Origin of the sequence: Nocardia spumae (genome assembly GCF_020733635.1) — a bacterium.
Classification (GTDB): Bacteria; Actinomycetota; Actinomycetes; order Mycobacteriales; family Mycobacteriaceae; genus Nocardia; species Nocardia spumae.
Map to the genome: position 1 here is coordinate 5,107,224 of NZ_JAJFZL010000001.1, position 22,599 is coordinate 5,129,822.

General features: G+C 67.9%; 24 protein-coding genes. 11 read left to right on the forward strand and 13 right to left on the reverse strand.

Features of this window, described 5'->3' with window-relative positions; all coding sequences use genetic code 11:
• Positions 1-205: 205 nt before the first annotated feature.
• Entirely contained in the window at positions 206-427 is a 222-nt protein-coding gene (locus LKD76_RS22905) for a hypothetical protein (protein WP_227983458.1), read from the reverse strand.
• Between the two features lie 246 nt (positions 428-673).
• Between LKD76_RS22905 and LKD76_RS22910 the strand changes: the two genes are divergently transcribed.
• The gene (locus tag LKD76_RS22910; protein WP_227983459.1) at positions 674-1,357 is read left to right on the forward strand and encodes a PAS and ANTAR domain-containing protein; all 684 of its coding nucleotides are present in this window, start codon (positions 674-676) and stop codon (positions 1,355-1,357) included.
• 27 nt (positions 1,358-1,384) lie between these two features.
• On the opposite strand, the gene LKD76_RS22915 is transcribed toward LKD76_RS22910, so the two are convergent.
• The 6 genes from LKD76_RS22915 to LKD76_RS22940 all read right to left on the reverse strand — a co-directional run bounded on the left by LKD76_RS22915 (position 1,385) and on the right by LKD76_RS22940 (position 7,456).
• Positions 1,385-2,359: a lysophospholipid acyltransferase family protein gene (locus tag LKD76_RS22915; RefSeq protein ID WP_227983460.1), complete on the reverse strand. Its 975-nt coding sequence runs from the start codon at positions 2,357-2,359 to the stop codon at positions 1,385-1,387.
• Positions 2,356-3,231, reverse strand: a complete 876-nt coding sequence (locus LKD76_RS22920; RefSeq protein WP_227983461.1) for a GNAT family N-acetyltransferase — start codon at positions 3,229-3,231, stop codon at positions 2,356-2,358. The genes LKD76_RS22915 and LKD76_RS22920 overlap by 4 nt, the downstream gene beginning before the upstream one ends.
• A 180-nt stretch (positions 3,232-3,411) precedes the next feature.
• Entirely contained in the window at positions 3,412-3,759 is a 348-nt protein-coding gene (locus LKD76_RS22925) for an ABC transporter permease (protein ID WP_227983462.1), read from the reverse strand.
• Between the two features lie 36 nt (positions 3,760-3,795).
• Positions 3,796-5,058 (reverse strand): glycosyltransferase family 4 protein, encoded by a 1,263-nt coding sequence (locus LKD76_RS22930; RefSeq protein ID WP_227983463.1) that lies wholly within the window; start codon positions 5,056-5,058, stop codon positions 3,796-3,798.
• A complete protein-coding gene (locus tag LKD76_RS22935; RefSeq protein WP_227983464.1) occupies positions 5,055-6,626 on the reverse strand; it encodes a 1,4-alpha-glucan branching protein domain-containing protein in 1,572 nt (523 codons plus the stop codon). The genes LKD76_RS22930 and LKD76_RS22935 overlap by 4 nt, the downstream gene beginning before the upstream one ends.
• Positions 6,623-7,456 carry a class I SAM-dependent methyltransferase gene (locus tag LKD76_RS22940; protein WP_227983465.1) on the reverse strand — a complete coding sequence of 278 codons (834 nt, stop codon included), beginning with the start codon at positions 7,454-7,456 and terminating at the stop codon, positions 6,623-6,625. Before LKD76_RS22940 ends, LKD76_RS22935 begins: the two co-directional genes overlap by 4 nt.
• Before the next feature lie 227 nt (positions 7,457-7,683).
• Between LKD76_RS22940 and LKD76_RS22945 the strand changes: the two genes are divergently transcribed.
• Together LKD76_RS22945 and LKD76_RS22950 are read left to right on the forward strand one after the other, a co-directional pair.
• Positions 7,684-8,469 (forward strand): electron transfer flavoprotein subunit beta/FixA family protein, encoded by a 786-nt coding sequence (locus tag LKD76_RS22945; RefSeq protein WP_227983466.1) that lies wholly within the window; start codon positions 7,684-7,686, stop codon positions 8,467-8,469.
• Between the two features lie 42 nt (positions 8,470-8,511).
• A complete protein-coding gene (locus LKD76_RS22950; RefSeq protein WP_227983467.1) occupies positions 8,512-9,471 on the forward strand; it encodes an electron transfer flavoprotein subunit alpha/FixB family protein in 960 nt (319 codons plus the stop codon).
• A 74-nt stretch (positions 9,472-9,545) separates the two neighbouring features.
• Here LKD76_RS22950 and LKD76_RS22955 read toward each other — a convergent pair whose 3' ends face one another.
• Positions 9,546-9,971, reverse strand: coding sequence for a DUF1707 domain-containing protein (locus tag LKD76_RS22955; protein ID WP_227983468.1), 426 nt, complete (start codon positions 9,969-9,971; stop codon positions 9,546-9,548).
• A gap of 117 nt (positions 9,972-10,088) precedes the next feature.
• On the opposite strand from LKD76_RS22955, the gene LKD76_RS22960 reads away from it, so the two are divergent.
• From LKD76_RS22960 to LKD76_RS22980, 5 genes are all read left to right on the forward strand, one after another.
• Positions 10,089-11,129 carry an aminoglycoside phosphotransferase family protein gene (locus LKD76_RS22960; protein WP_227983469.1) on the forward strand — a complete coding sequence of 347 codons (1,041 nt, stop codon included), beginning with the start codon at positions 10,089-10,091 and terminating at the stop codon, positions 11,127-11,129.
• Positions 11,130-11,410: 281 nt separating this feature from the next.
• Positions 11,411-12,925, forward strand: coding sequence for an ATP-binding protein (locus LKD76_RS22965; RefSeq protein WP_308188571.1), 1,515 nt, complete (start codon positions 11,411-11,413; stop codon positions 12,923-12,925).
• The gene (locus LKD76_RS22970) at positions 12,925-13,353 is read left to right on the forward strand and encodes a roadblock/LC7 domain-containing protein (protein WP_227983471.1); all 429 of its coding nucleotides are present in this window, start codon (positions 12,925-12,927) and stop codon (positions 13,351-13,353) included. Before LKD76_RS22965 ends, LKD76_RS22970 begins: the two co-directional genes overlap by 1 nt.
• Positions 13,350-13,700 carry a DUF742 domain-containing protein gene (locus LKD76_RS22975; protein ID WP_227983472.1) on the forward strand — a complete coding sequence of 117 codons (351 nt, stop codon included), beginning with the start codon at positions 13,350-13,352 and terminating at the stop codon, positions 13,698-13,700. The genes LKD76_RS22970 and LKD76_RS22975 overlap by 4 nt, the downstream gene beginning before the upstream one ends.
• Complete coding sequence (locus tag LKD76_RS22980; RefSeq protein ID WP_227983473.1) at positions 13,675-14,322, forward strand: GTP-binding protein; 648 nt, start codon at positions 13,675-13,677, stop codon at positions 14,320-14,322. Before LKD76_RS22975 ends, LKD76_RS22980 begins: the two co-directional genes overlap by 26 nt.
• 79 nt (positions 14,323-14,401) lie before the next feature.
• Here the strand turns inward: LKD76_RS22980 and LKD76_RS22985 are convergent, their stop codons facing one another.
• Together LKD76_RS22985 and LKD76_RS22990 are read right to left on the reverse strand one after the other, a co-directional pair.
• The gene (locus LKD76_RS22985) at positions 14,402-15,298 is read right to left on the reverse strand and encodes an alpha/beta hydrolase (RefSeq protein WP_255661962.1); all 897 of its coding nucleotides are present in this window, start codon (positions 15,296-15,298) and stop codon (positions 14,402-14,404) included.
• 181 nt (positions 15,299-15,479) lie between these two features.
• Complete coding sequence (locus LKD76_RS22990; RefSeq protein ID WP_227983475.1) at positions 15,480-16,337, reverse strand: LysR family transcriptional regulator; 858 nt, start codon at positions 16,335-16,337, stop codon at positions 15,480-15,482.
• Positions 16,338-16,449: 112 nt separating this feature from the next.
• On the opposite strand from LKD76_RS22990, the gene LKD76_RS22995 reads away from it, so the two are divergent.
• Positions 16,450-17,742: an NAD(P)/FAD-dependent oxidoreductase gene (locus tag LKD76_RS22995; protein WP_227983476.1), complete on the forward strand. Its 1,293-nt coding sequence runs from the start codon at positions 16,450-16,452 to the stop codon at positions 17,740-17,742.
• 102 nt (positions 17,743-17,844) lie between these two features.
• Here LKD76_RS22995 and LKD76_RS23000 read toward each other — a convergent pair whose 3' ends face one another.
• On the reverse strand, positions 17,845-18,549 hold the full coding sequence (locus LKD76_RS23000) for an SDR family NAD(P)-dependent oxidoreductase (RefSeq protein WP_227983477.1): 705 nt from the start codon (positions 18,547-18,549) through the stop codon (positions 17,845-17,847).
• A 99-nt stretch (positions 18,550-18,648) separates the two neighbouring features.
• Here LKD76_RS23000 and LKD76_RS23005 point away from each other — a divergent pair, with 99 nt between their 5' ends.
• A complete protein-coding gene (locus tag LKD76_RS23005; RefSeq protein ID WP_227983478.1) occupies positions 18,649-19,326 on the forward strand; it encodes a TetR/AcrR family transcriptional regulator in 678 nt (225 codons plus the stop codon).
• A gap of 268 nt (positions 19,327-19,594) precedes the next feature.
• On the opposite strand, the gene LKD76_RS23010 is transcribed toward LKD76_RS23005, so the two are convergent.
• A complete protein-coding gene (locus LKD76_RS23010) occupies positions 19,595-20,134 on the reverse strand; it encodes a DUF1697 domain-containing protein (RefSeq protein ID WP_227983479.1) in 540 nt (179 codons plus the stop codon).
• A 66-nt stretch (positions 20,135-20,200) separates the two neighbouring features.
• Entirely contained in the window at positions 20,201-20,956 is a 756-nt protein-coding gene (locus LKD76_RS23015) for an acyltransferase (RefSeq protein WP_227983480.1), read from the reverse strand.
• Positions 20,957-21,188: 232 nt separating this feature from the next.
• Between LKD76_RS23015 and LKD76_RS23020 the strand changes: the two genes are divergently transcribed.
• Positions 21,189-22,598 (forward strand): outer membrane protein assembly factor BamB family protein, encoded by a 1,410-nt coding sequence (locus LKD76_RS23020; protein ID WP_227983481.1) that lies wholly within the window; start codon positions 21,189-21,191, stop codon positions 22,596-22,598.
• Position 22,599 lies beyond the last annotated feature (1 nt).

The following is a 22,599-nucleotide window of genomic DNA, read 5'->3' on the forward strand; positions in this document are numbered from 1 at the left end:
TGGTGACCGTGGACGAGGGGTGAGCGATCGTGCCAGGAGCGGCACGTTTCGACAATGCTGCCTCCGATCGAAGAAGCGACGGCCCGAGCGCACGCCTACTTGCTCAGCGGCCAGTTGCTCGACCGTGAGGCGAGCTGATCTTAGCCGACGCCGCTCGGCAGCGCCCGATGTACCCACGCGGGCATCCAGGGCCCCGGCACGCGGATCAGCGCAGCGCGTCCGCGGGCGCGCGCTCGGCGCCGAAGGGCTGGCCCACAACACTTTTCGCGGCCAGTCGCAGGCCGCTCGATTCGGTGCGGCGCACCGGGCCGGAGTTTCCGGACGCGTACCGGGCGCGCAGTTTCGCCGACCACACCGCGACCACTGCCGCATACATCGAAATGACGATCAGCGAAACAGAGCCGATCCCCACAAGCAGCGCAACCACGAACGATCCGGTCCTCTCGATGTCGAACGGTCCAGGTCCGGGCGCCGGCACCGGCCGTCACGTCTCGGACCGCGAGCGCCGGCATCGAGCACCGATTCGGTGCGACGCCACGCTCGCGTCTTTCGAAATGCCCCCGAAATCGGGTACCAAACCGAAAGTTGGTGCGCGTGACGCCGCCCGGGCGTGCGATGCCGATCAGTCCTACCTGGTATGCGGGGCGATCGGCATCCGGCGGATACTGGAACGGTGGGTACGGAACAGCGGCCGAATGCCGCAGAGCTCGATCTCGTGACAACTGTGCTCGGCGCGGAGCCGTGCGGCGGTGTCGGCTGGTTCCGGTTCTGGTTCGCCGACCAGCGCTGGGAGTGGTCGGAGGAGGTAGCGAGGATGTACGGCTACTCCGCCGCCGACACCGAACCTTCCACCGACCTGCTGTTGTCACACAAACACCCGGACGACCGGGACGGAATGGCGGCCAGTATCGCCACCGCCCTCGAGACCGGCGAGCCGATCTGCGGACAGCACCGCATTCTCGACAGCGAAGGTCAGGCGCGCGACATCATCGTGGTCGGCGACCACCTCACCGACGAGGACGGGGCGACCATCGGCACCTGCGGTTTCTTCGTCGACATCACCGAGACGATCGCCGATGAACGCAACGAGGCCCTCTCGGAGGTGCTGCCCGAACTGATCGAGGCCCGCGCGGTCATCGAGCAGGCCAAGGGGGCGCTGGTCCTCGCCTACGGCATCAGCCCCGAACAGGCGTTCCGCGTGCTGAGCTGGCGCTCGCAGGAGACCAACACCAAACTGCGTGATCTCGCGGTGCAGCTGGTCGACGAGTTCCGCCGATTGAAGGGACAGAACACGGCCACGCGCACCCGCGTCGATCACATCGTGCTCACCGCGCATCGGTTGGTGCCGCGCGACTGACCGGTCCGGCGCCGGCGGTTGTGCGGGTCAGGCCGAGTGCGCGACCGCGGGCTCGGCGATGACGATGTCGCGAGTGGGCCCGGTGCCCACCGCGGTGGCATGCGCGTCGATGCGCACTTCGGTGCGGCCTCTGATCGCACGCTCGCAGCGACCGGCCAGATCGTGGCGGTCCGTGCCGGGCTCCTCGACCGGCAGCAGGACCAGTTCGGCGACAACACCCCGCGAGCGCAGCACCCGCCGGGCCGAATCGAGGAAGGTGTCCACCCCGACGAAGCCGGGAACGGTCGAGACGCCGCCGTCCGGATCGACGTAGCGCAGGCGAATCGGCTGGACCGGGGTGGCGCTGTCCACGGCGGCCTGGAACAGCGCCGGACGCATTCGTCCGTGCGCCCGGCCACACCAGGTGGTGCCCTCGGGGAACATCGCGACCCGCTCCCCGGCCGCGAGCCGCGCCGACATCGTCTCGATCACTTCCGGCAATTGCCGCAACCGTTCCCGGTCGATCGGTATCACCCGCATCTGACGGGCCAGCCGGCCCAGCAGCGGCCAGGAGACGAGGTCACCGCGCGCGACGAAACCCATCGGCGAGACGGCGGCCAAGGCCAGGACATCGGTCCACCCGACATGTCCGGCCACGACGAGCGTCCCGGTGTCCGGCGGCGGCGCGGTGCGCTCGTCGACGACCCGCAGTCCGATTCCGCAGCAACGCAATACGGTCCGGGCGTAGCGCCGGTGCAGACCGTTGCGCCGGGCGGCCGGCGTCACCAGGTTGACCAGCGGGAACGCCACCAGCAGTCCCGCCACCCCGGCCGCGCGCGCGGTCACCCGCAGCACACCCGCGCTGTCGGGTGTCTCCACACAGCGGGCGCCGCACGGACTGGCCGGCATCCACGCGTGCAGCGGGGCGGTCGGCGGACAGGCCGGCCCACCGCGAGCCGGAGCCGGATCGGCGCCGACCGGAATACCGGTCTCCGCGGCTGTTTTCGTTGTCGAGGACATCATGCGCCTCCGCCGGTATCGAGATCCTGTGCCGCCGTGGCGGCCGGTGCCGCGGATCGGGCGTCCATCGCGCCCGCCGCGCTCTGCAGACGTTCCAGGTAACGGGTGTTGATGGTTTCCAGGCCCAGCAGGGCGACGAAGTCGGCGACCCCGAAGTCGGGATCGTGGGCCGGTTCACCGCAGATCTCGGCGCCCAGGCGCAGATATCCGCGCAGCAGCGGCGGCAGTTTCGGCCGGGCGGGAGCCTCGAGTTCGTCGAGGCCGTGGCCGTCGACGACCACCGGCCGGTAGGGACGGACCCGGCGGGCGGGATCACCGGCGTGCTTGCTCAGCAACAGATCTCGTACCGCCGCGACGTTCGCGCCGGGCGGATCGGCGGGGGTGTCGCGCATCGGGACCGAGACGCAGCCCATCACCCAGTCGTAGCCGGTGAGCTGGATGTAGTGCAGGATGCCCGCCCACATGAGGGTCAGCACCGAACCGTTGCGGTGATCGGGGACGACGCACGCGCGCCCCATCTCCACGATCCGCCGCCCCTCGGGATCCATTGCGCTCAAGTCGAATTCGGTGGCGGTGTAGTAGCCGCCGGCCGCGCGGACCTTGTCCGGCGGCAGCATCCGGTAGCAGCCCACGAACCGATCGGTCAGATCGTCGCGAACCAGCAGATGGTCGCAGTGCTCGTCGAAGCGGTCGGCATCCAGGCCGTCGGCGTCGACCGGGATGTCGAAGCCGGGTTCATTGGCGAACACCCCGTAGCGCAGTGCCTGGGCGGCCCGGCGGTGGTCGCGATCGGAAGACACAACCAGGGAGTACTGTGGCGACGTCACCCCTGGGCCTGTCGTGCGGGTCGGTGTCAGCACGGACGTTGGCGTCATGGTGTCGATGAAGCCAGGCCGATTCGGCGACGGGGCGACGTTCGAGTGTCGTGCCGATGCCAGTCCGGTGAACGAGATCCCCGTCACACCGAACGTTCACCACCCCGTCTCCTCCGGTTCGCCGCGAGTGCCGCACCGCCGCACCGGAAGCCCGGTACGGCGGTGCGCGACGGCCACCGATCAGGCGTTCTCGCGAGCGAAGCTGCGCGCGCCGATCACCATCAGCACCAGGGCCACCGCCACGGTCAACCCGGTACCCAGGTAGACCTGGGACACCGCGAAGTCACCGCGGAACAACGCTCGGGCCGCCTCCACCGTGTGCTGGAACGGGTTGAGGTCGGCGATGATCCGCAGCCAGCGCGGCGCCAGGCTCATCGGCAGCGGGATGCCCGACAGCAGCATCAACGGAACCGAGACACTGTTGAGCACCTTGAGCACCGAGGCCAGCGTGTCCTCCGAGCGCCCCCACAGCGCCAGCGCGTAGGAGCCCGACGCCGGCCCGGCCGCCATCACCGAGATCAGCAGCACCGCCGCCGAGGCGACGCGGACAACGACCCGGGTGGTTCACAGGGGGCTGTTCGGATCCCGTTCCGGCAGCGGGCGTTCGGTGATCACCGGGCGGCCCAGCGGATTGCGAACCCGGCGCTTGGCGGCCTGGTAGACCTGAATCGTCTCGGCCGCCACCACGTCCCACGCGAAGTCGGCGGTCAGCCGGGCGTGGGCGGCATAGGCCCGCTGCTGCGCGGCGACCGGATCGTCGAGGACCGCGGTGACCGCCTCGACCAGTCCGGTGACATCCGCCGGTTCGAACGAGGCCCCGGTGACACCGTCGACGACGAGTTCGCCCAGTCCGCCCGCGGTCGAGGTCACCAGGGGTGTGCCGGCCGCGGCGGCCTCGAGGGCCACGATGCCGAACGGCTCGTAGCGGCTCGGCAGCACGATCGCGTCGGCGCCGTGCAACCAGCCCAGCAGCTCCGCGTGATCCAGGCGCCCGGCGAAATTCACCGCGCGCGCCACCCGATGGACCCGGGCACGCTCGCGCAGCCATTCGAACTGGGTGCCGACCCCGGCGATGGTCAGGGTCGCACCGGGGTGCGCGCGCCGGATCCGCGGCAGCGCTGCGATCGCGTCCTGGACGCCCTTCTCGTATTCGAGCCGGCCCACATACAGCAGCCGGGGCGGGCCCGAGCGCGGTGCGCGATCACGAAATGTCCACGCCCCCACGTCGATTCCGTTGCGGATCACGGTCACCGGCACCGGGTCGGGACGATAGAGCTTGTCCACCTCGTCCTGCATCGAGGCCGAACAGGTGATCAGCGCGTCGGATTCGCGGGCCAGCCACCACTCCACCGAATGAACCTGCTTGTTCACCCGGCCCGAGACCCAGCCACTGTGCCGGCCGGCCTCGGTGGCGTGGATCGTCGATACCAGCGGCACGTCGTAGTATTCGGCGAGCGCGATCGACGAATGCGCGACCAGCCAGTCGTGGGCGTGCACGACATCGGGAGTCCAGCCCTCGGCGATTCCCGGTTTGCTCAGCGCGATCCCGGCACGGACCATGGCATGCCCCATGGCCAGCGTCCAGGCCAGCATGTCCTCGCCGAAATCGAAGGCGGGCGGATCCTCCGCGACCGCGACCACGAGCACCCGGTCCTCGATGAAGGTGTGGGTGGGATGGGTGCTGGCATCGGTACCCATCGGGCGGCGGGCCAGTACGACGACCTCGTGGCCGGCCGCCGCCAGTTCGACGGCCAGATGATGGACGTGCCGCCCCAGCCCGCCGACGACTACCGGTGGGTACTCCCACGACACCATCAAGATCTTCATGCCGGTCCTTCTGTTGCTCCCGCCGAGCGGTGACCGACTGCGGGGATATCGGTCCCCCGTGCGCCCAGTCGCCGCGCGTCGAGAGCGGGAAAGAATCCGTCGGCCGCATACCATCCTGCCGCCAACTGCCGCGCTTTGGCGAGTTGGCCCGTGGTCACCGCCGCCGCGATCTCCCGGACGGCATGGGCGTGCTCGTGCGCGCGGTCGCGGGCGTACCCGGCCGCGGAGTCCTTGCTCACCATGAACGCCCAGTCGCTCGACACGGTGAGAACAGCCTCGCGCAGCAGCTGATCGGCGACCGGATCGCGCAGTCCGTCGGCCTGCGCGGCCATCTTGTCCACGGTGTCCAGCGCGGCACGCACGATCTCGGCGTTCAGGTCGACCAGGTCGCGGACCTGATCACCGGCCCAGACCCGCCAGTCCTTCCCCGATCCCCACGAGGAGTCGGCGAGTTCCACCGGGGCGCCGACGAATCCGGCGGCGCGGGCATCGGCGAGGGTGCCGACGGTGACGCCGGCCTCGGGCAGGGCGCGCAGCACCTGCTCCAGCCACTGCGGTCCCTCGTGCCACCAGTGCCCGAACAGTTCGGTGTCGAAGGCGGCCACCACCAGTGCCGGGCGCCCGGCGCGCTCGGATTCGGTGATCAGGCGCTGCCGCACGGTCTCGACGAAATCGGCGACATCTCGCTCGACCGCGGCCGCGGCGGCCGCGGGATCGTAGGGCGCCTTGTCCGGCCCGGCCACCTGCTTACCGGTGACCCGCGCCGGTTTGAGACCGGTGTCGTGGTCGTAGTGGTGGAAGTCGCGATAGTGGCTCTGGCCGGGATAACCCGATTTCGGCGACCAGACCCGATAGCTGACCTGCAGATCACGGCCGAACGCGACCACATCGGTATCCCACACCGGGCGGCCGACAGTGGTGTCACCGCGCAGCGCCGGACCGTCGACCATGAAATGCGTCACACCGGCGGCCGCGTACCCCTGTTCCATCCCGGGGGTGAAACCGCATTCCGGCGCCCAGATCCCAGCGGGCGTGTGGCCCCAGCGATGGCGCGCGTCGCCCAGCCCCTCCCGCAATTGGAACTCGCGCAGCCGCGGATCCAGCAGCGGCTGGAACGGATGCGCGAGCGGGCCGCCGAGCAGTTCGATCGCTTCGGCGTCGATCAGCTCCCGCCACACCGGAGAGCCGCCGTGCCGCCACCGCAGCTCGAAATCGGCCAGCGCCTCGGCGGCCAGAGCGTGTTCGTACCGGCCCAGCTCACCCTTGCCGGCCATGGACGCCTCATCGGCCCGCAGCTGCCAGTTGCCCAGCCAGTGATGCATGGCCGACAGCGCATGCGGATCGTCGAGCTGCGCGGCCAGCACCGGCGTGATGCCGAAGCTGAGCAGATGCGAACGCCCCTCCGCGGCAAGTGTTCTCAGCACCCGCGCCACCGGCAGATAGGACGCTGCCCACGACTGATACAACCATTCCTCACCGACCGGCCAGCGCCCGTGGTGCACCAGCCACGGCAGATGGGAATGCAGGACCAGGGTGAACTGACCCGGCACCGCCTGCGAATCGCTCACGGTTTCACCGCGATGGCAACCAGATCGAGGCTGGCGTCGATATCCGGATCCCAGGCGCCGCCCGCCGCAACGGCGGTGCCCCGGCCCGCCGGCGTGGGACGCAGGTCGAAATCGTCGGTGCGAACACCGGCCACCGCCGCGGTGAGCTCGGCGGGCCAGGGCTCCCCCGCCAGCGCCCGTTCGATCTGAGCGTCGATGAACGAACCACCCCATCGCTCGTCGAGAGCCCGCAGCGCCGGACCGTGATGGACACCGGCCATCACATCGACCCGGAAACCGGCCTGCTCCAGCAGTTCCGCGAGTTCGGTCGCGTTCAATTCCCGAGTGTGGAAGGGATTGAGCGGCGTATCGCGTCCAGGTGAGAAGGTGATCCGATTGGGCGTGCTGATCAGCAACTCACCGCCGGGGCGCAATACCCGCAGGCATTCGCGTAGGAACTGTGCCTGGTCCCAGAGATGTTCGACGACCTGGAAATTCACCACCACATCGACCGTGGCGTCCTCGAGCGGCAGCTCGGCCAGATTGCCCTGGATCATTTCCACCCGCGGGTAGACCGCCCGCACATGTGCCACGGCGCTGGTGTCGTAGTCCAGGCCGATCACCGCGGTGGCTACATCGGCGATCATGTTCGCGCCGTAGCCCTCACCGGATCCCGCCTCCAGAACCGTTGCACCGGTGCACCGTTCGAGCAGGCGCGCGTAGACGATCTCGTGCCGGCGGAACCAGTAGTTCTCCTCCGCGATACCCGGAACGGTCCGCTCGCCGGTCAGCGGCAGCGGCTCCACCTCGGCAGACTCCCCGCTCACAGGGGAGACGACAGCCTCACTCATTCAGTCGACGTTAGCGGTTGCGCGTATCACACCCGCGTCCGGACCGGCGATGGAGAACATCACACCCTAAGTTACCCGCGAGTAACTTAATGTAGGGTAATCTCCCGATCGGAGCTTTCGAAGTGACAGAGTTTTCGAACTGACAGAGCCTTTTCCGTGGACGTACGGCCAGCCGATCGTGCGACCCCACCTCACGTGCCACCAGAACAGGAGGTCGACGAAGACCAATGCCGAACATCGTCGTACTGATCAAGCAGGTTCCCGACACCTGGTCCGAGCGCAAGCTGACCGATGGTGACTACACCCTCGACCGGGAGGCCGCCGACGCGATCCTGGACGAGATCAACGAGCGTGCCGTCGAAGAGGCCCTGCTGATCAAGGAAGCCCAGGGCGGCGAGGTCACCGTTCTCGCCATGGGCCCCGAGCGTGCCACCGAAGCCATCCGCAAGGCGCTGTCGATGGGTGCCGACAAGGCCATCCACGTCAAGGACGACGCCATCCACGGCTCCGACGCCGTGCAGACCGCGTGGGTGCTCGCCGGTGCGCTGGGCCAGATCGAAGGCATAGAGCTCGTCATCGCCGGTAACGAGGCCACCGACGGCCGCGCGGGTGCCGTGCCGGCCATCATCGCCGAGTACCTCGGCATCCCGCAGCTCACGCACCTGCGCAAGCTGACCGTGGACGGCGAGAAGATCTCCGGCGAGCGCGAGACCGACGAGGGTGTGTTCAAGCTCGAGGCGAACCTGCCCGCCATCGTCTCGGTCACCGAGAAGATCAACGAGCCCCGCTTCCCCTCCTTCAAGGGCATCATGGCCGCGAAGAAGAAGGAAGTGCAGACGTTCACCCTGGCCGACCTGGGCATCGACCCGTCGACCGTCGGTGTGTCGAATGCGGGAACTGCTGTGACTGCTGTAACGCCGAAGCCGCCGCGTACCGCGGGCGAGAAGACGGTCGACGAAGGCGAGGGCGGCAACCAGGTCGCGCAGTACCTCGTCGGCCAGAAGATCATCTGATCCCGCCGAGCGCATTCACCACAGACTTCAGGAGAGATACCCATGGCAGAAGTACTTGTGCTCGTCGAGCACGCCGAAGGCGCACCCAAGAAGGTGACCACCGAACTCCTCACCGCCGCACGCTCGCTGGGCTCGCCGGCCGCGGTCGTGCTGGGCGCGCCCGGCTCGGCTGACAAGATCGCCGACGCGCTGGCCGCCGCCGGTGCCGAGAAGATCTACGTCGCCGAGTCCGACGATGTCGACGGCTTCCTGGTGACCCCGAAGGTCGACGTCCTGGCCGGTCTGGCCGAGTCGGCTTCCCCGGCCGCCGTGCTGGTCGCCGCCTCCGCCGAGGGCAAGGAGGTGTCGGGTCGCCTGGCCGCCCGCATCGGCTCCGGCCTGCTGATCGATGTCATCGACGTCAAGGCCGACGGCACCGCCACCCACTCCATCTTCGGTGGCGCGTTCACCGTCGACGCCAAGGCCACCGGTGACGTGCCGGTGATCTCGGTGCGCCCGGGTGCGATCGAGGCCGCTCCGCAGGCCGCCGCCGGCGAGAAGGTGACCGTCGAGGTTCCGGCTCAGGAAGAGGGCGTCACCAAGGTGACCTCCCGTGAGCCCGTCGTCGGTGGCGACCGTCCGGAGCTCACCGAGGCCACCATCGTGGTCTCCGGTGGTCGCGGCGTCGGCAGCGAGGACAACTTCCACAAGGTCGTCGAGCCGCTGGCCGACGCCCTGGGTGCCGCGGTCGGCGCCTCGCGTGCCGCCGTCGACTCGGGCTACTACCCGGGCCAGTTCCAGGTCGGTCAGACCGGTAAGACGGTCTCCCCGCAGCTGTACGTCGCCCTGGGCATCTCCGGCGCCATCCAGCACCGGGCCGGTATGCAGACCTCGAAGACCATCGTCGCGGTCAACAAGGACGAAGAGGCGCCGATCTTCGAGATCAGCGACTACGGCATCGTGGGCGACCTGTTCAACGTCGCCCCGCAGCTGACCGAGGCGGTCAAGGCTCACAAGGGCTGATTCCAGACCCCTGCAGGGAGTACGGCTCGCCGGATCGGGATCGATCCGGCGAGCCGTCTGCGTCGGCGCTCCGATCAGGACCGCGGATCGTCGTGGCGCGGGTGGCGCTCACCCGGCGACCGGCCGACGGTGATTCCGATGACGGTCGGGATACACAGCGCCAGGCCCCACGGCACCGCCACCCAGAACGGCCAGAAGTAACCGGCTCCGGTCGCCAGCCAGATCAGCAGGCAGAGCACGTTGACGAACACCCACGGCGTCCACATGATCAGCACCCACGGCGGCACCCGGTGCGGGCGCGATGCCGTGCCCTGCTCGCGCACGGCCGGTAGATCCGACAGGATCGGCGACAGCTCACCATAGGTACGCGCGGCGTAGACCTGCTGGACGCGATCGTCGAACTCGGCGAGGTTCAACCGGCCCTCGTTCATGGCCGAGCGCAGCCGTTCGACGATCTTCTCCCGGTCCGCGTCCGAGGCCCGCACGTTCTCGTTTCCCACGAGCCCACCCTAGAACGCGGGACCTGGCCGCGCCGGAGAACTCGGCCGACCCGGAACCCGAACGCGGCAAGGGTAATCCGCTTGCGGGCGCGCCCGGGACTACCGCAGGCTGGGCGCATGCCGATGCCACCGATCGCACTGCCGCCCGAAGTCGTCGACACCGTTTCCGCGGTCTTCGGCGCCCGCGGGCGCGCCTGGCTGGCCGACCTTCCCGAACGCGTCGAGGCGCTGTGCGCACACTGGCGGCTCGAAACCGTCGGCGCCGCGTTCGGTGGCGGCACCCACTCCTATGCCGCCCCGGTCCGCCGCGAGGACGGCTCGGTGGCCGTGCTGAAGGTTCCGATCGTGGACGAGGAGAACGTCGCCGAGGCCGCGGGCCTGTTCTGCTACGACGGTGACGGGGCGGTCCGGCTGCACGACTACGACCCCGGCAGTGGCGCACTGCTGCTGGAGTGGGCGCGGCCGGGTACACCGCTGCTGGAACAGCCGGGTTTCCCGAGCCTGGAGGGCCTGCCCGACCATGCGCCCAAGGTGAAGACGGCCTGCGCGCTGTACCGGCGGCTGCGCCGCGAACCCGGCCCGCTGCCCTCGGGCTTTCCGGCCTTTCCCACCGTCGCGGCCCTGCTCACCGACTGGTCGGACCGGTTCGGTTCGCCGGCACCCGAATTGGCCCGGATCGTGCCGCACGCCCTGCTGGACCTCGCGGTGGGGTACTGCGCCGAGCTCTCGACCCCGCAGGGCCCGGCCGTGATCGTCAATCGAGATACCCACCTGGGCAATATCGTTGCCGCCGAACGCGAGCCGTGGCTGCTGATCGATCCGAAACCGTATCTGGGTGAGGCGGCATTCGATATCGGGTTTCTGATCATGATTCGAGTGCAGCGGTTTCCGACGGCCGCGCGAGCGGAACGAATGGTCTCCTCCACCGCGGCCGCGACCGCGGTCGACGCCACCCGTTCTCATGCGTGGGCATATTTGCGGACAATGGAGGAAATCTCCTGGGCCGTGGCCGATCACGCAGCCGATGACCTGCGGTTACATCTCGCGGTGGCCACCGCGCTCGCGGCTGTTCCGTCAGTTCCGGTCACCTCCGCGAAACATTCCCGGACGATACGATTCCGAAACGCCCACGATGAACATTTTCCTACCGAACCGTAGATAACGAATCGGTCGCTGCCACCCGGAATTGCTGCTATCTTGGCTGTCGTCGGGTGCTGGGGCCGATCGGGATCCTCCACCGGCGGGTCGATGGTGAATTCGCCTGTCCGGTAAGCGCTTCGAGGTCCCATTCAGGTTAGGTTGCAGTATCATCCTGCCTGCCGCGTTCCCGCCGTCCGACCCAAGTGTCATAAGGCCGTGCAGCTCGCGGTCGTCGAGTAGGGAAGGACACAACGGCCGGACATCCGGCACCGAGGGAACTGATGAATCAAGCTACCGCCGTGACGCTTTCGTGGATCCTCGCCGCCATTCTGATACTGACAATCGCGGGAGCCCTGTACGCCGCCTATTACGCGTCGCAACAGCGTACCCGCGCTCGCAGCGCGGAAGCCGAGTTGCGAGCCCACGAGGATGAGCTCGAGCATTTCACGAGCACCACAATGGGTTTGGTGGCCGACTCGGTGCGCCGCGCCGAATCCACGGTCGAACTGCCCGCGATCGACCGCGGCGGATCCCGCTTCGCTCAGCTGCTCCAGCGGCTGACCGAGCGCTACGCCGATGACCTGCACCGGGTCGCCGCGGAAACCCACGAGCGCACCAGCCACGAACTCGATTACGAGAAGCAGCAGGCGATTTCCGCCACCGAGACCAGCACCCGCGAGAAGGTCGAGAACGCCTCTCGCGAGGCGACCAGCGCGGCCGTGCGCGCCTTCGGCACCTCCGTGGTCAGCCTCGGCGCCGACGTCAGCCAGGTGGTGAGCGCCGCGCTGCGCGAGCACCGGGGTGACGACGTCTACGAGACGCTGATCCGGATCGACCACAGTGTGCAGCAGATGATCCGCCAGGCACAGTCGTACGTGATCGTCTGTGGTGGTCTGCCCGGTCGCCGCTGGCCGCAGCAGGCACTGACCGACATCGTCGGCGGTGCGGTCGGCCGCGTCCGCGACTTCACCCGGGTCCGGCCGCAGCAGCTGGATCGGGTCGTGATCAGCCGCGCCGTGGAACCGCTGGTGCACACGCTGGCGACCTTGCTCGACAACGCGCTGCGCTATTCGCCGCCGACGTCGTTCGTGGACGTCACCTTCCAGGAAGGCCACCACGGCCTGACCGTCATCATCGACGACGCCGGTGTTCGCATGAACCCCGAGCAGATGGAGGAGGCCCGCCAGGTCCTCGCCGGTGAGCGCACCGTCGATATCCACCAGCTCGGCCCGACCCCGCGCGTCGGCTTCCCGGGTATCGCAGCACTCGCTCGTCGCTACGGCTTCACCGTGTACATCGATGGACCCAATATCTACGGCGGTATGCGCGCGATGGTCTACGTACCCGAGGGCCTGCTGGCGGCCCGGCCGGACAACGCGGCCGAATCCGTCACCGCGCCACCGATTTCCACCCCGGTCGAGACTCCGGCAGCAGCACCGGCTCCGGTCGCGGTGCCGGCACCGGCACCTGTCGCGGTCCCGAGCAGTATCGATATTCCGGCCGCGGTGAGCATCTCCCCGGCGCCGGCTCCGGTCGCCGCGGTGCCCGAGCCGGTGTCGTCCTCCACCGCCGACCCGAATCCGACCGGCCAATCGTCCACGGTGCACGAGATCACGCCCGGCGGTCTGCCGCGCCGGCGCCGTCGCAGCGTGGCCGCACCCGCGTCGGCACGCGGGCCCCGCACCGATACCGGACTTTCCGGACCCCGAACCGATACCGCCCTGCCCCGCGTCGATATCGCCGAGGCCTGGCAGACCGGTTCCACCAGCGGACGTGCAGCCGCACATGACAACTCCGAAGGGATGACATCCTGATGGCCACACCCGGCACCACCGTGACCGACAGCGACAACAAGCTGTCGTGGCTGCTCGAGGACCTCACCGTTCCGGGCGTGCGGTTCGCCGTACTGCTGTCCGAGGACGGGCTGCGTATCGCCCACGTCGGCGCCATCTCCCTCGACGACGCCGAACGCTTCGCCGCCGCCGCCTCGGGACTCAGATCACTGGGTAAGGCGCTCACCGAGTTCTGTGGCGGCGCGAATACGGTGCGCCAGAACATGACCGAATACGACGAAGGCATGATCTTCATCACCGCCGCCGGTGAGGGCGCCCTGATCGGCGTCTCCACCACGGCCGATGTCGACGTCAGCATGGTCGCCCACCGGATGAACGAGCTCGCCGTCAGAGTCGGCCGGGAACTGGGTAGTCTGCCCCGCCACAGGCCCGGTAGCGACCGGGCATGAGCAAGCACCGGCGCGATCCCGACCTGGTCCGTGCCTATGTGCGCACGGGCGGGCGCACCCGTGCTTCCCGCTCGGTCAACCTGGTGACACTCGTTGTGGCAGCTCAGGATCCCATGCCTGGTGCCACTCCGGACGCGCGCCGGGTCCTGAGCGTGTGCAGTCGGCATGCTGCACTGTCGCTCGCCGAGGTGGCCGCATATCTCGACCTGCCGCCGTCGGTAGTGAAGATCGTGGTATCCGACCTTCTCGACAGCGGCCATCTGGTCAACCCGACCCCGGTGGACCAAGTGCCGGAGGTCGCCCTGCTCGAGGAGGTACTCAATGGGCTCCGCGCTCTCGCCGTCTGAGCGCCCGACTGCCCTGTCCGAACGTCCCACCGCCGTGAACGACCGTACGGTCGACTATGTGCCGGAAACGGTCACGCGGTCGGTAAAGCTGTTGGTAGCAGGTAATTTCGGCGTCGGTAAGACCACGTTCGTCAGCAGTGTGTCGGAGATCCGGCCACTGCGCACCGAGGAGACCATCACCGAGGCCAGTGTCGGCGTCGACGATATGGCCGGTCTCCCCGGTAAGGAAACCACCACGGTGGCCATGGATTTCGGGCGTATCACGCTCAATCCGCAGTTGGCGCTGTATCTGTTCGGCACGCCCGGGCAGCGGCGCTTCCTGCCGCTGTGGGAGGAACTGGCCAACGGAGCACTGGGTGCCCTCGTCCTCGTGGACACCCGACGCATCGACAAGGCCGACGAGGTGCTGTCGATACTCGAAGAACGCGGCGTGCCGTATTCGGTCGCGATCAACGAGTTCGACGGCGCGCAACGTTTCCCGCTGTCCGAGATCCGCGATGCGCTGGATCTCGAACCCGGCACACCGTTGACCGCACTGGACGCCCGTGACCGCGGGACCTGCCTGCGGTCGCTGATCACCCTGGTCGAGTTCCTGTTCCAACGGATCGAATCCCGATCCTGAACTCGCACCACACAATCGAATATCGCTGACATCGCCGTACCGCTCCGGTACGGCGATGTCGCATTCCGGGGGACCGTGGTCAGCGCGCACCGAGTGCGTCGAGGATCATCGGCCGTGCGGTGGCGAGAGCACGCTGCCAGTACGGCCAGGTGTGCGTTCCGTTGCCGATCTCGACCCGGGCACCGATACCGGCTGCCGCCGCCCGTTCACCGAACATGCCGGCAGCGGCGCTCGCCATCGCTTCCAAGCCCATGGCATTGGCCGTATTGCCGATCCCGTTGGGCAGATCGAGCGGGCCGGGCAATCCGTTGCCCGACCAGACGTACACCGGCAGCCCCCGCAGCAGCTCGACCTGGTCGGTGGCGTCGTTGCGGCGCCAGGCCGGATCACCCGCCGGACCCCACATGGCGTCGACGTCGAAGTTGCCCTCATCCCACATCGCCGCGCGCATCGCCTGATCCCACAGCGGATAGGTGGGATGGACGAAGCCGGAGAACGATCCGGCGAATCGGAACTGATTCCGATGATGTGCGGCGAGCACCAGTGCCGCGTTACCGCCCATGGACGCGCCGACGACGGCGTTGTCGGTCCGTGAGACGCCGTAGCGGGCCAGGAAGTTCGGAAGTTCCCGGGTGAGGAAGGTCTCCCACTTATAGGTCGTCACTTGACGATTGGTGCCGCTCGGCCGGTACCAATCGGTGTAGAAGCTCGATCGGCCACCGACGGGGAACACCAAGGTGACGTTGTCACCGGCGAATCGGCGCAGTGCGTCGGTGTCGGTGGTCCACTGACTGTGATCGTCCGGTGCGCGCAGACCGTCGAGGACGTAGAGCGCCGCACCACCACCCCGGGCCGCCCATTGCACCTGCACCGTGATCGGGCCCATGCCCGACGGCACGACTATCTCGTCGAAACCGCCCGCGCGCGTGCGCATCACGGGGGTGGCCACCGCGTGGGCCGCGCCGGCCGCCGCCATCAGCACGACCGCGGCGACGACGCCGATCCGGCGTAACCACCCGTGTCCAGCCGATCGCGTTACCGTTCGCACCCCGCCACCTCACGCTTCCCCTCGTGTGTTCGCAGCAGACTATCGAAGTGGGCCGACAGGCCGATCCTCATCACTGGGGGTATCCGCGTTCGCGTCCCCGCCGCGCGGGTCAGGAGCTGTGCAATGCGGCGAGCAGGGTCACCAGGATGGGTGAGCGACGGATGTCGCCGCGCAGCACGGCCGAGACCGGGATGCGCAGCGGCCGGCCCGCGAGCCTCAACGTCGCGATCCCCTCGGTCGCGCTGTCGGCGTACAGGATGGTCCAGGCATCGGGCCGGTTGATCAATTCCATCGTCGCGGTGTGGTCGGGCGGGATGGACGGGCCGTAGCTCGGGCGGGTCGGCAGTTCGGCGAAGGCGTGCCGGACCACGTTGTGCAACAGCACCTGTTCCGTCTCCGGGGGCAGTAGCAGTGGATATTTCCCCAATTCGGTGAGTGTCACATCCGTCCGGCCGGCCAGTGGGTGGGCGGTGGAGGCGGCGATCACCAGGTCCTCCACCCATAGTTGCTCGACCGTCAGACCGGGCTGCTCGACACTGCCACGGATGAGAGCAAGATCACAATCGCCATCGGCGACGGCGGCGATGCGCTGCCGGAAAGGCTTGATGACGAACTCGATTTCGGCACCCGGATGCGCTTCGCGTGCTCCGGCTATCGCCGAGAGCGATCTTGTTGCGAAGGACATGTTCGCTGCCAAGCGAATACGGGGCCCGGAGTCCCGCACAGCAGCGCGAATAGCGGATTCCAGGCTCAGCATTTGTTTCGCAAGAGGAAGTAGCCGAATAGTTGCCTCAGTCGGAACCACCGAGCGCGTCGAGCGCTCGAAGAGCTGCACACCAAGATCATGTTCAAGCCGAGCGATTTGATGACTGATAGCCGATTGCGATATGAAGCAGCGAGTAGCCGCTCTGCTGAAGCTCAATTCATCGCATACCGCGACGAAGTAGGTGAGCTGACGCAGTTCCATCGAGATCTCCCATTCATGATCGATCCAGATAAGAGTCATCAATATTATGCGCCCTGACCCCTGGAACATCTACGCAACGAATCGCGGTTAGTAATGACAGAAGGAGGCTGTCATGCAACACGTGGATGCGGGAATCGAAACCGCGAGTGTGGTCATCGTGGGTTCGGGATTCGGCGGGCTCGCCGCCGCGAAGCAGCTCAGCAAATCGGGGACCGACTATGTACTCATCTCGGCGACGCCGGAACACTTGTTCCAACCGCTGCTCTATCAGGTAGCGACAGGTGTGCTCCCGTCGACCGATATCGCTCCGCCGATCGCGCAGATCCTGCGCCGGCACAAGGGCGGGGATGTGCGACTGGGGAAGGTCGTCGACATCGATGCCGACGCCGCGATACTCACCTACGAGACCGAGCAGGGTCCGCGCCGGATTCGCTACGGCTCGCTGATCGCGGCCACCGGCGCCACCCAGTCCTATTTCGGCCGTGACGATTTCGCGGAGAAGACGTTCTCGCTCAAGACCATCGAGGACGCGAAACTGCTGCGCGCGCAGATCGAGCGCGTCTTCGCCGAGGCCGCCGCGGCCGACCGCGAAACCCGTGAACGGCTGCTGAGCTTCGTCGTCGTCGGCGCCGGGCCCACCGGGGTCGAGGTCGCGGGCCAGCTCAAGGAACTCGCGAAACGATATTACCACCAGGAGATCTCGGTGACCCTGGTGGAAGGCGCGGGCGCGGTCCTGCCGCCGTTCGGCGGGAGCCTGTCGGAATACGCGCGCGAGTCGTTGACCCGCAACGGTGTCGAGGTACTGCTGGACACCTTCGTCACCGATATCGAGGCCGGCAAGGTGACGGTGAAGACCAAGGACGGCGTCGAGCGCGGTATCGGCGCCGAGACCGTGGTGTGGTCGGCGGGTGTCGCGGCCGGCGGTTTCGCCGCGCTACTGGCCGAGGCGACCGGTTGCGAGACCGACCGCGCCGGACGGCTGCTCATCAACCCCGACTGCACCGTGGGTGGTCACGCCGACATCTACGCCATCGGCGATATGACCTCGCTCAACGGCTACCCGGGCCAGTCGCCGACGGCCATGCAGGAAGGTCGCCACGTCGCCGACATCATCCGCCGCGCGAAGCAGCCCGGCACCCCGTTCGTCTACTGGGACAAGGGTTCGATGGCGGTGATCAGCCGGTTCAGCGCGGTCACCAAGCTCAACGACCGCATCAAGTTCACCGGAACCATCGCCTGGGCCACCTGGCTGGCGGTGCACCTGTTCTACCTGGTCGGCTTCCGCAACCGCTTCGTCGCCGTCCTGTCCTGGCTGGTCGCCTTCATCGGCACCGGACGCCCGGGCTTCGACGAGAGCGACAAGCCCGCGGCGACACCGGTTCCCGAGCAGCGGCAAGCCGCTTAGCAACGCGGACAGACGAATACCCGGCCCGCCGGTCACGACACCGGCGGGCTTCGACGGGCGGCGGCGTCCGCCGGGCACCCGGCGAGGTGTACCGCCCGGCCCTCAGGCCGCCCGTTCCACCTCCGCGTCCGTCGTCGCCATGAGGTACAGCTCTTCGGCCAGTTCGTCCGGATGAACACGCTGCACCTCGTTCGGTTCCACCGTGGCGAAGTGGCCGGAGTCGAAAAGTTCTTGGGCCGCGCTGTTCTCGATGAGGCGGCCGATGAGCAGTGCGCCCACGCGGACACCGTGCGGCCGGACCTGCTGATCGATCGAGTGCAGGTAGTTGAGCATGGCCGATTGGGGGACGCTCGAACTGGCCAGCGCCGCCTGCGGTTGCCGGACCGATCCGCCCTGGGCGATGAGGACGGCGCCGGAGCCGCGCGCCGTCATCGCGGGCAGCAGGGCATGCATGAGGTGCACCGGAGTGGTCAGGTTGATCGGCAGCCAACTGCGCAGGGCGTCGGCGTCCAGCGACAGCGCGTCGACCGGAAGCCGGCCGACGTCACCGGGACTGTAGACGACCACATCCGGAATACCGTGCGCGGCTCGCAGTTCCGCGAGCACATCGTCGACATCGGATTCATCGGTCAGATCGGCGCGCAGGACGTCCACTGCCGTTCCCTCCCCCGCCAGCCGGGCCCGCAACCGTTCGAGCGTCTCGGCAGTGCGCCCGACGAGAGTGACCGAATAGCCGGCGCGGCCGAACCGCGATGCCGTGGACAATCCGAGCGCGGGACCAGCACCGAACACCGCGAGATGAGCCATGACCGAACCTCCAGAAATAAGTTGAGATACTACTCAATTTGAGTGCCCTCTCAATTTAGAGCGAAGTCGAGAGGGTTTTCAAGTTGTTAGAGTGAATTCATGGCTGAACGCGTCGCCGAGAGTGGTGAGACGGGGCACGACGACGTCGCATCCGCACGACCTCGCCGCCGCGACGCCCGCGACAATCGCGCCAAGATCGCGGCCGCCGCGCGAGCGAGATTCACCGCCGAAGGTCTGGACACCTCACTGAACCGGATCGCGCGCGACGCCGGAGTCAGCATCGGGACCCTCTACAACCACTTCCCCACCCGGGAGGCACTGATCAACGACGCGTTACTCGACAGCGTGGAGGAATCCGGGCGCAGCGCCGAGGACGCGCTGCGCGCCGATGATCCGTGGACCGGCCTGGTGGCTCATCTGACGACCATCGCGCGGTGGCAGGCGCAGGACCGCGGCTTCACTGACATCTGCGTCTATTCGCTTCCCGCGGACAGCCCGATCGAGATCGCGAAGCATCGCGGCCACGAACTGTTCCGGCAGGTGGTCGCCCGAGCACGGGAATCCGGGCAGTTGCGCCCCGATGTCACCGAGACCGATATCGGCCTGCTCGTGTGGTCGGTGGTTCGCGCCACGGACGGGGTACGCGATCTCGCCCCCGATGCTTGGCAGCGCCATCTGGCGGCCTTGCTCGACGGCCTGCGCGCCGACGCCGCCCATCCACTTCCCGGCAGCCCCCTCGATCCCGAACTGGTCCGCGCGGCGATGACGCTCGACTGACGGACTCCGGATCGACAACCCCCCGAACACAGCAGTCCCCGGTAGTCTTCATCGACGTTTCGAACCTCAGTCGTCGCTGATGGATCCGATACCCGATTGACTTGCCGGGGGCCTGGCCAGATCCTGGAAAACATCTCGTCGGCCGATCGACGTCTCGATCGGCTACTCGACCCTTTCCGGTGCTCCGGTGTACCTATAAGTCTCCTCCGGATCCAGCCGGAGTCAATACCTCGCAACCGATGGATCTGCACTATTTCCGCTGCTAGGGCTACAGCTTGGCGAGCACCTTGTGGACCGTGAGCCAGGTGCGCGTGGTGATGTCCTTGCCGTACACCGACTCGAGCCAGGACATGTGATTGGGCGTGCTGGAGGCGGTGTTGTCGATGACCGCCAGCACCGCCGCGGCGGTCCGGTCGTAGCCGACGATCCGCACCGCCGGTTCCAAGGTGCCGGGCAATTCCGGCGGGGCCGCACCCTTCCGGTCCTTGAGGAAGGTCGCGGTGAGATAGGTGCCGCGCGCATGGGTGAGCCCGGGGAACGGATCCGAGTCGACCAGCGCCCGCAACTCTTCCCGGCTGCGGATGATGGTGCCGCCGGCGATGCCCAGTTCCGACCGCAAGGCGTCCTGGATGCGCGATTCCATTGCCGCCGTATCCGTTTCGGTGCTGCCGAAGACGATATTCCCACTGGCCAGCACCGAGCCGACCGCCTCGAAACCCAGACCTTCGAAGACCGCGCGCAGCTTCTCGTTGCGCATATTGGGGTTACTGGGCATGATCCCCCGCAACCACGCCGCATACCGGTTCATGGCAGGAACGTTACCCGGCGGCACCGACGGTATCGCGTCGAACGGTCGTTCGACGCGATACCGCTCTCAGTCCGCCGATCCGGCACCGACGCCGGCCTTCTTACGTTCGATATCGGCCAGGGCGGCCGCATGCCGGGCCCGCTCGTCGGCGGCCTCGTCCCACGCCTTCTTGCGGTTCTTGACCACCCGGGCCGGAGCGCCGACCGCGATGCTGTAGTCCGGGATATCGCCCTTGACCACGGCGTGCGCACCGAGCACACAACCGCGGCCCACCGTCGTCTCGCGCAGGACGGTCACCTTCGCCGCGATCCAGGTGTCGGGGCCGATCCGGACCGGGCTCTTGACGATGCCCTGATCCTTGATCGGCATGTTCACATCGTCCATGCGGTGGTCGAAGTCGCAGATGTAGCACCAGTCGGCCACCAGGGTCGACTCCCCGATCTCGATATCGAGATAGGTGTTGACCACGTTGTCCTTGCCGAAGACGACCTTGTCGCCGATGCGCAGCGAACCCTCGTGACAGCGCAGGGCATTGCCGTCACCGATGTGCACCCATTTGCCGATCTCCATGCGGCCGAGCTCGGGAGTGGCGTGGATCTCCACCCGGCGGCCCAGAAAGACCATGCCGCGCAACACGATATGAGGATTGGCCATCCGGAACTTGAACAGCCGGTAGTACCGCACCAGGTACCACGGGGTGTAGGCCCGGTTGGCGAGCACCCAGCGCAGCGACGCCACGGTCAGGAAACGCGCCTGCTCCGGATCCCGGCGGCGCGAACCCCGCCAACGCGAACGCAACGGTGCGCCCCACATGCTCGTCACGGGTCTGCTCCCTTTCCTCCGGCGTCGGTTACCACAGCGGATGCCCGATCGAGGTACCAGGGTACTTTCGGATCGCAGGCCTCGGATTCCGCCCCGGAAGTTCCGGGCGCGGACGCCGGGCGCACCCGCCCCGGCCCGCTCCGGCGCCCGTCATTCTCACCCAGCACGCTGCGGCGGCGATGGATGTTCTAGTCTCGTGCAGGCCCGTGACGAACAGATGGGAGTCCAGCAGGTGCGAAGCGGCAGCCGGCGACCGGAGCGCAGCGAGCACGACCGCGCCGGACACCACCCGACAGCATTGCGACACTCGGCAATTCGGAAGTCCGCACCGCTGCGAACCCTCGCGGCACTCGGCGCGCTCGGCATGCTGGCGCTCACCGGGTGCGGCAGCACCACCATCGACGATATCGCCGTCGGCCCGGACAAGGGCTGGCAGTCGGCGTTCCGCGACGCCCGCAACAGCGGCGCGAGCCCGATCGAAGGGTCCCGCCACCTGACTCTGAGCTGGTCGCGCCCCATCGGCGGACCACTGGCCGCCGCCACCACGATCGGCCCGGACGGCCAGATGTTCGTCACCACCCGCACCGAAACCGACTGTGTGGGCAAACCGGGTACCACCGGGACGATCTTCTCCTTCCAAATGCCGACCGGACGCAAACGCTTCTGCAACGCGCTCGGACCGGACGCCATCGCCGCGGCATCGGCGGTCGACGGCCTGAGCAATGTCTACGTCGGCGACGACGGCGCGGTGTTCTCGTTCAACGCACTGGGGCAGCCGCGCTGGCGCACACCCGTTGCCGGGGTTCCGGTCTCGGTGCAGTTCACCGCCGAGAGCACCGTGCTGTCGGTATCGCAGTCCGGTCAGGTCGACATCCTGAACCGCCAGACCGGCGACCGTGAGGTCTCGACCTATCAGGTGCTGGGCGATCCGGACTTCCTCGCACATCCCGATGTGGCGCGCCCGCCCGACGGACAGGGCATCGGCGACTGCGCGGTCGGCGGGCCACAATGTCCGGTGGCGAATGTCTCGGCGCTCGACCGGGATTCGGGCCGGTTCTATCTGACCGCGTGGCGGCCGGGCGCACCGGCGGCGTCGCTGGTGGCGCTGCACTACGCCGACAAGAAGGTCACCCAGGACTGGAGCGTGGACATCCTCGCCGACGGCAGTGCCACCAGTCCGGCGCTGTCGGCCGACGGCAAGACGCTGTACGTCGGTGACAACAGTGGCCGGCTGCTCGCCGTCGATACCGCCGACGGCCACACCGAGTGGACCCAGCAGCTCGGCTTCACCCCGCGCGGTGGGATCTCGGTGCACGACAAGTTGCTGATCCCCAGCGGCGACGACGGCCACCTGATGGCGCTGCGCGACAACGGCAACGGTGTCGACATCGCCTGGGAACGCAAGGATCTCACGCTGCGCGGGCGTCCGGTGCAGACCGGTGGCGACACCGGCTACGTGGTGGTGCCGATGGGCGATGCGCTCAATCTGCTGACCTTCGAGACCACGACCGGCAAGACGGTCGCCTCGGCACCGCTGCCGGGCGCGCAGGGCTCGACGGTGGCCACCGCGATCGGCCCCGAAGGCGAGGTCGTGGTCGCGGCCCGCATCGGCGAACTGTTCGCGTTCACCCCGGATCGGTAGT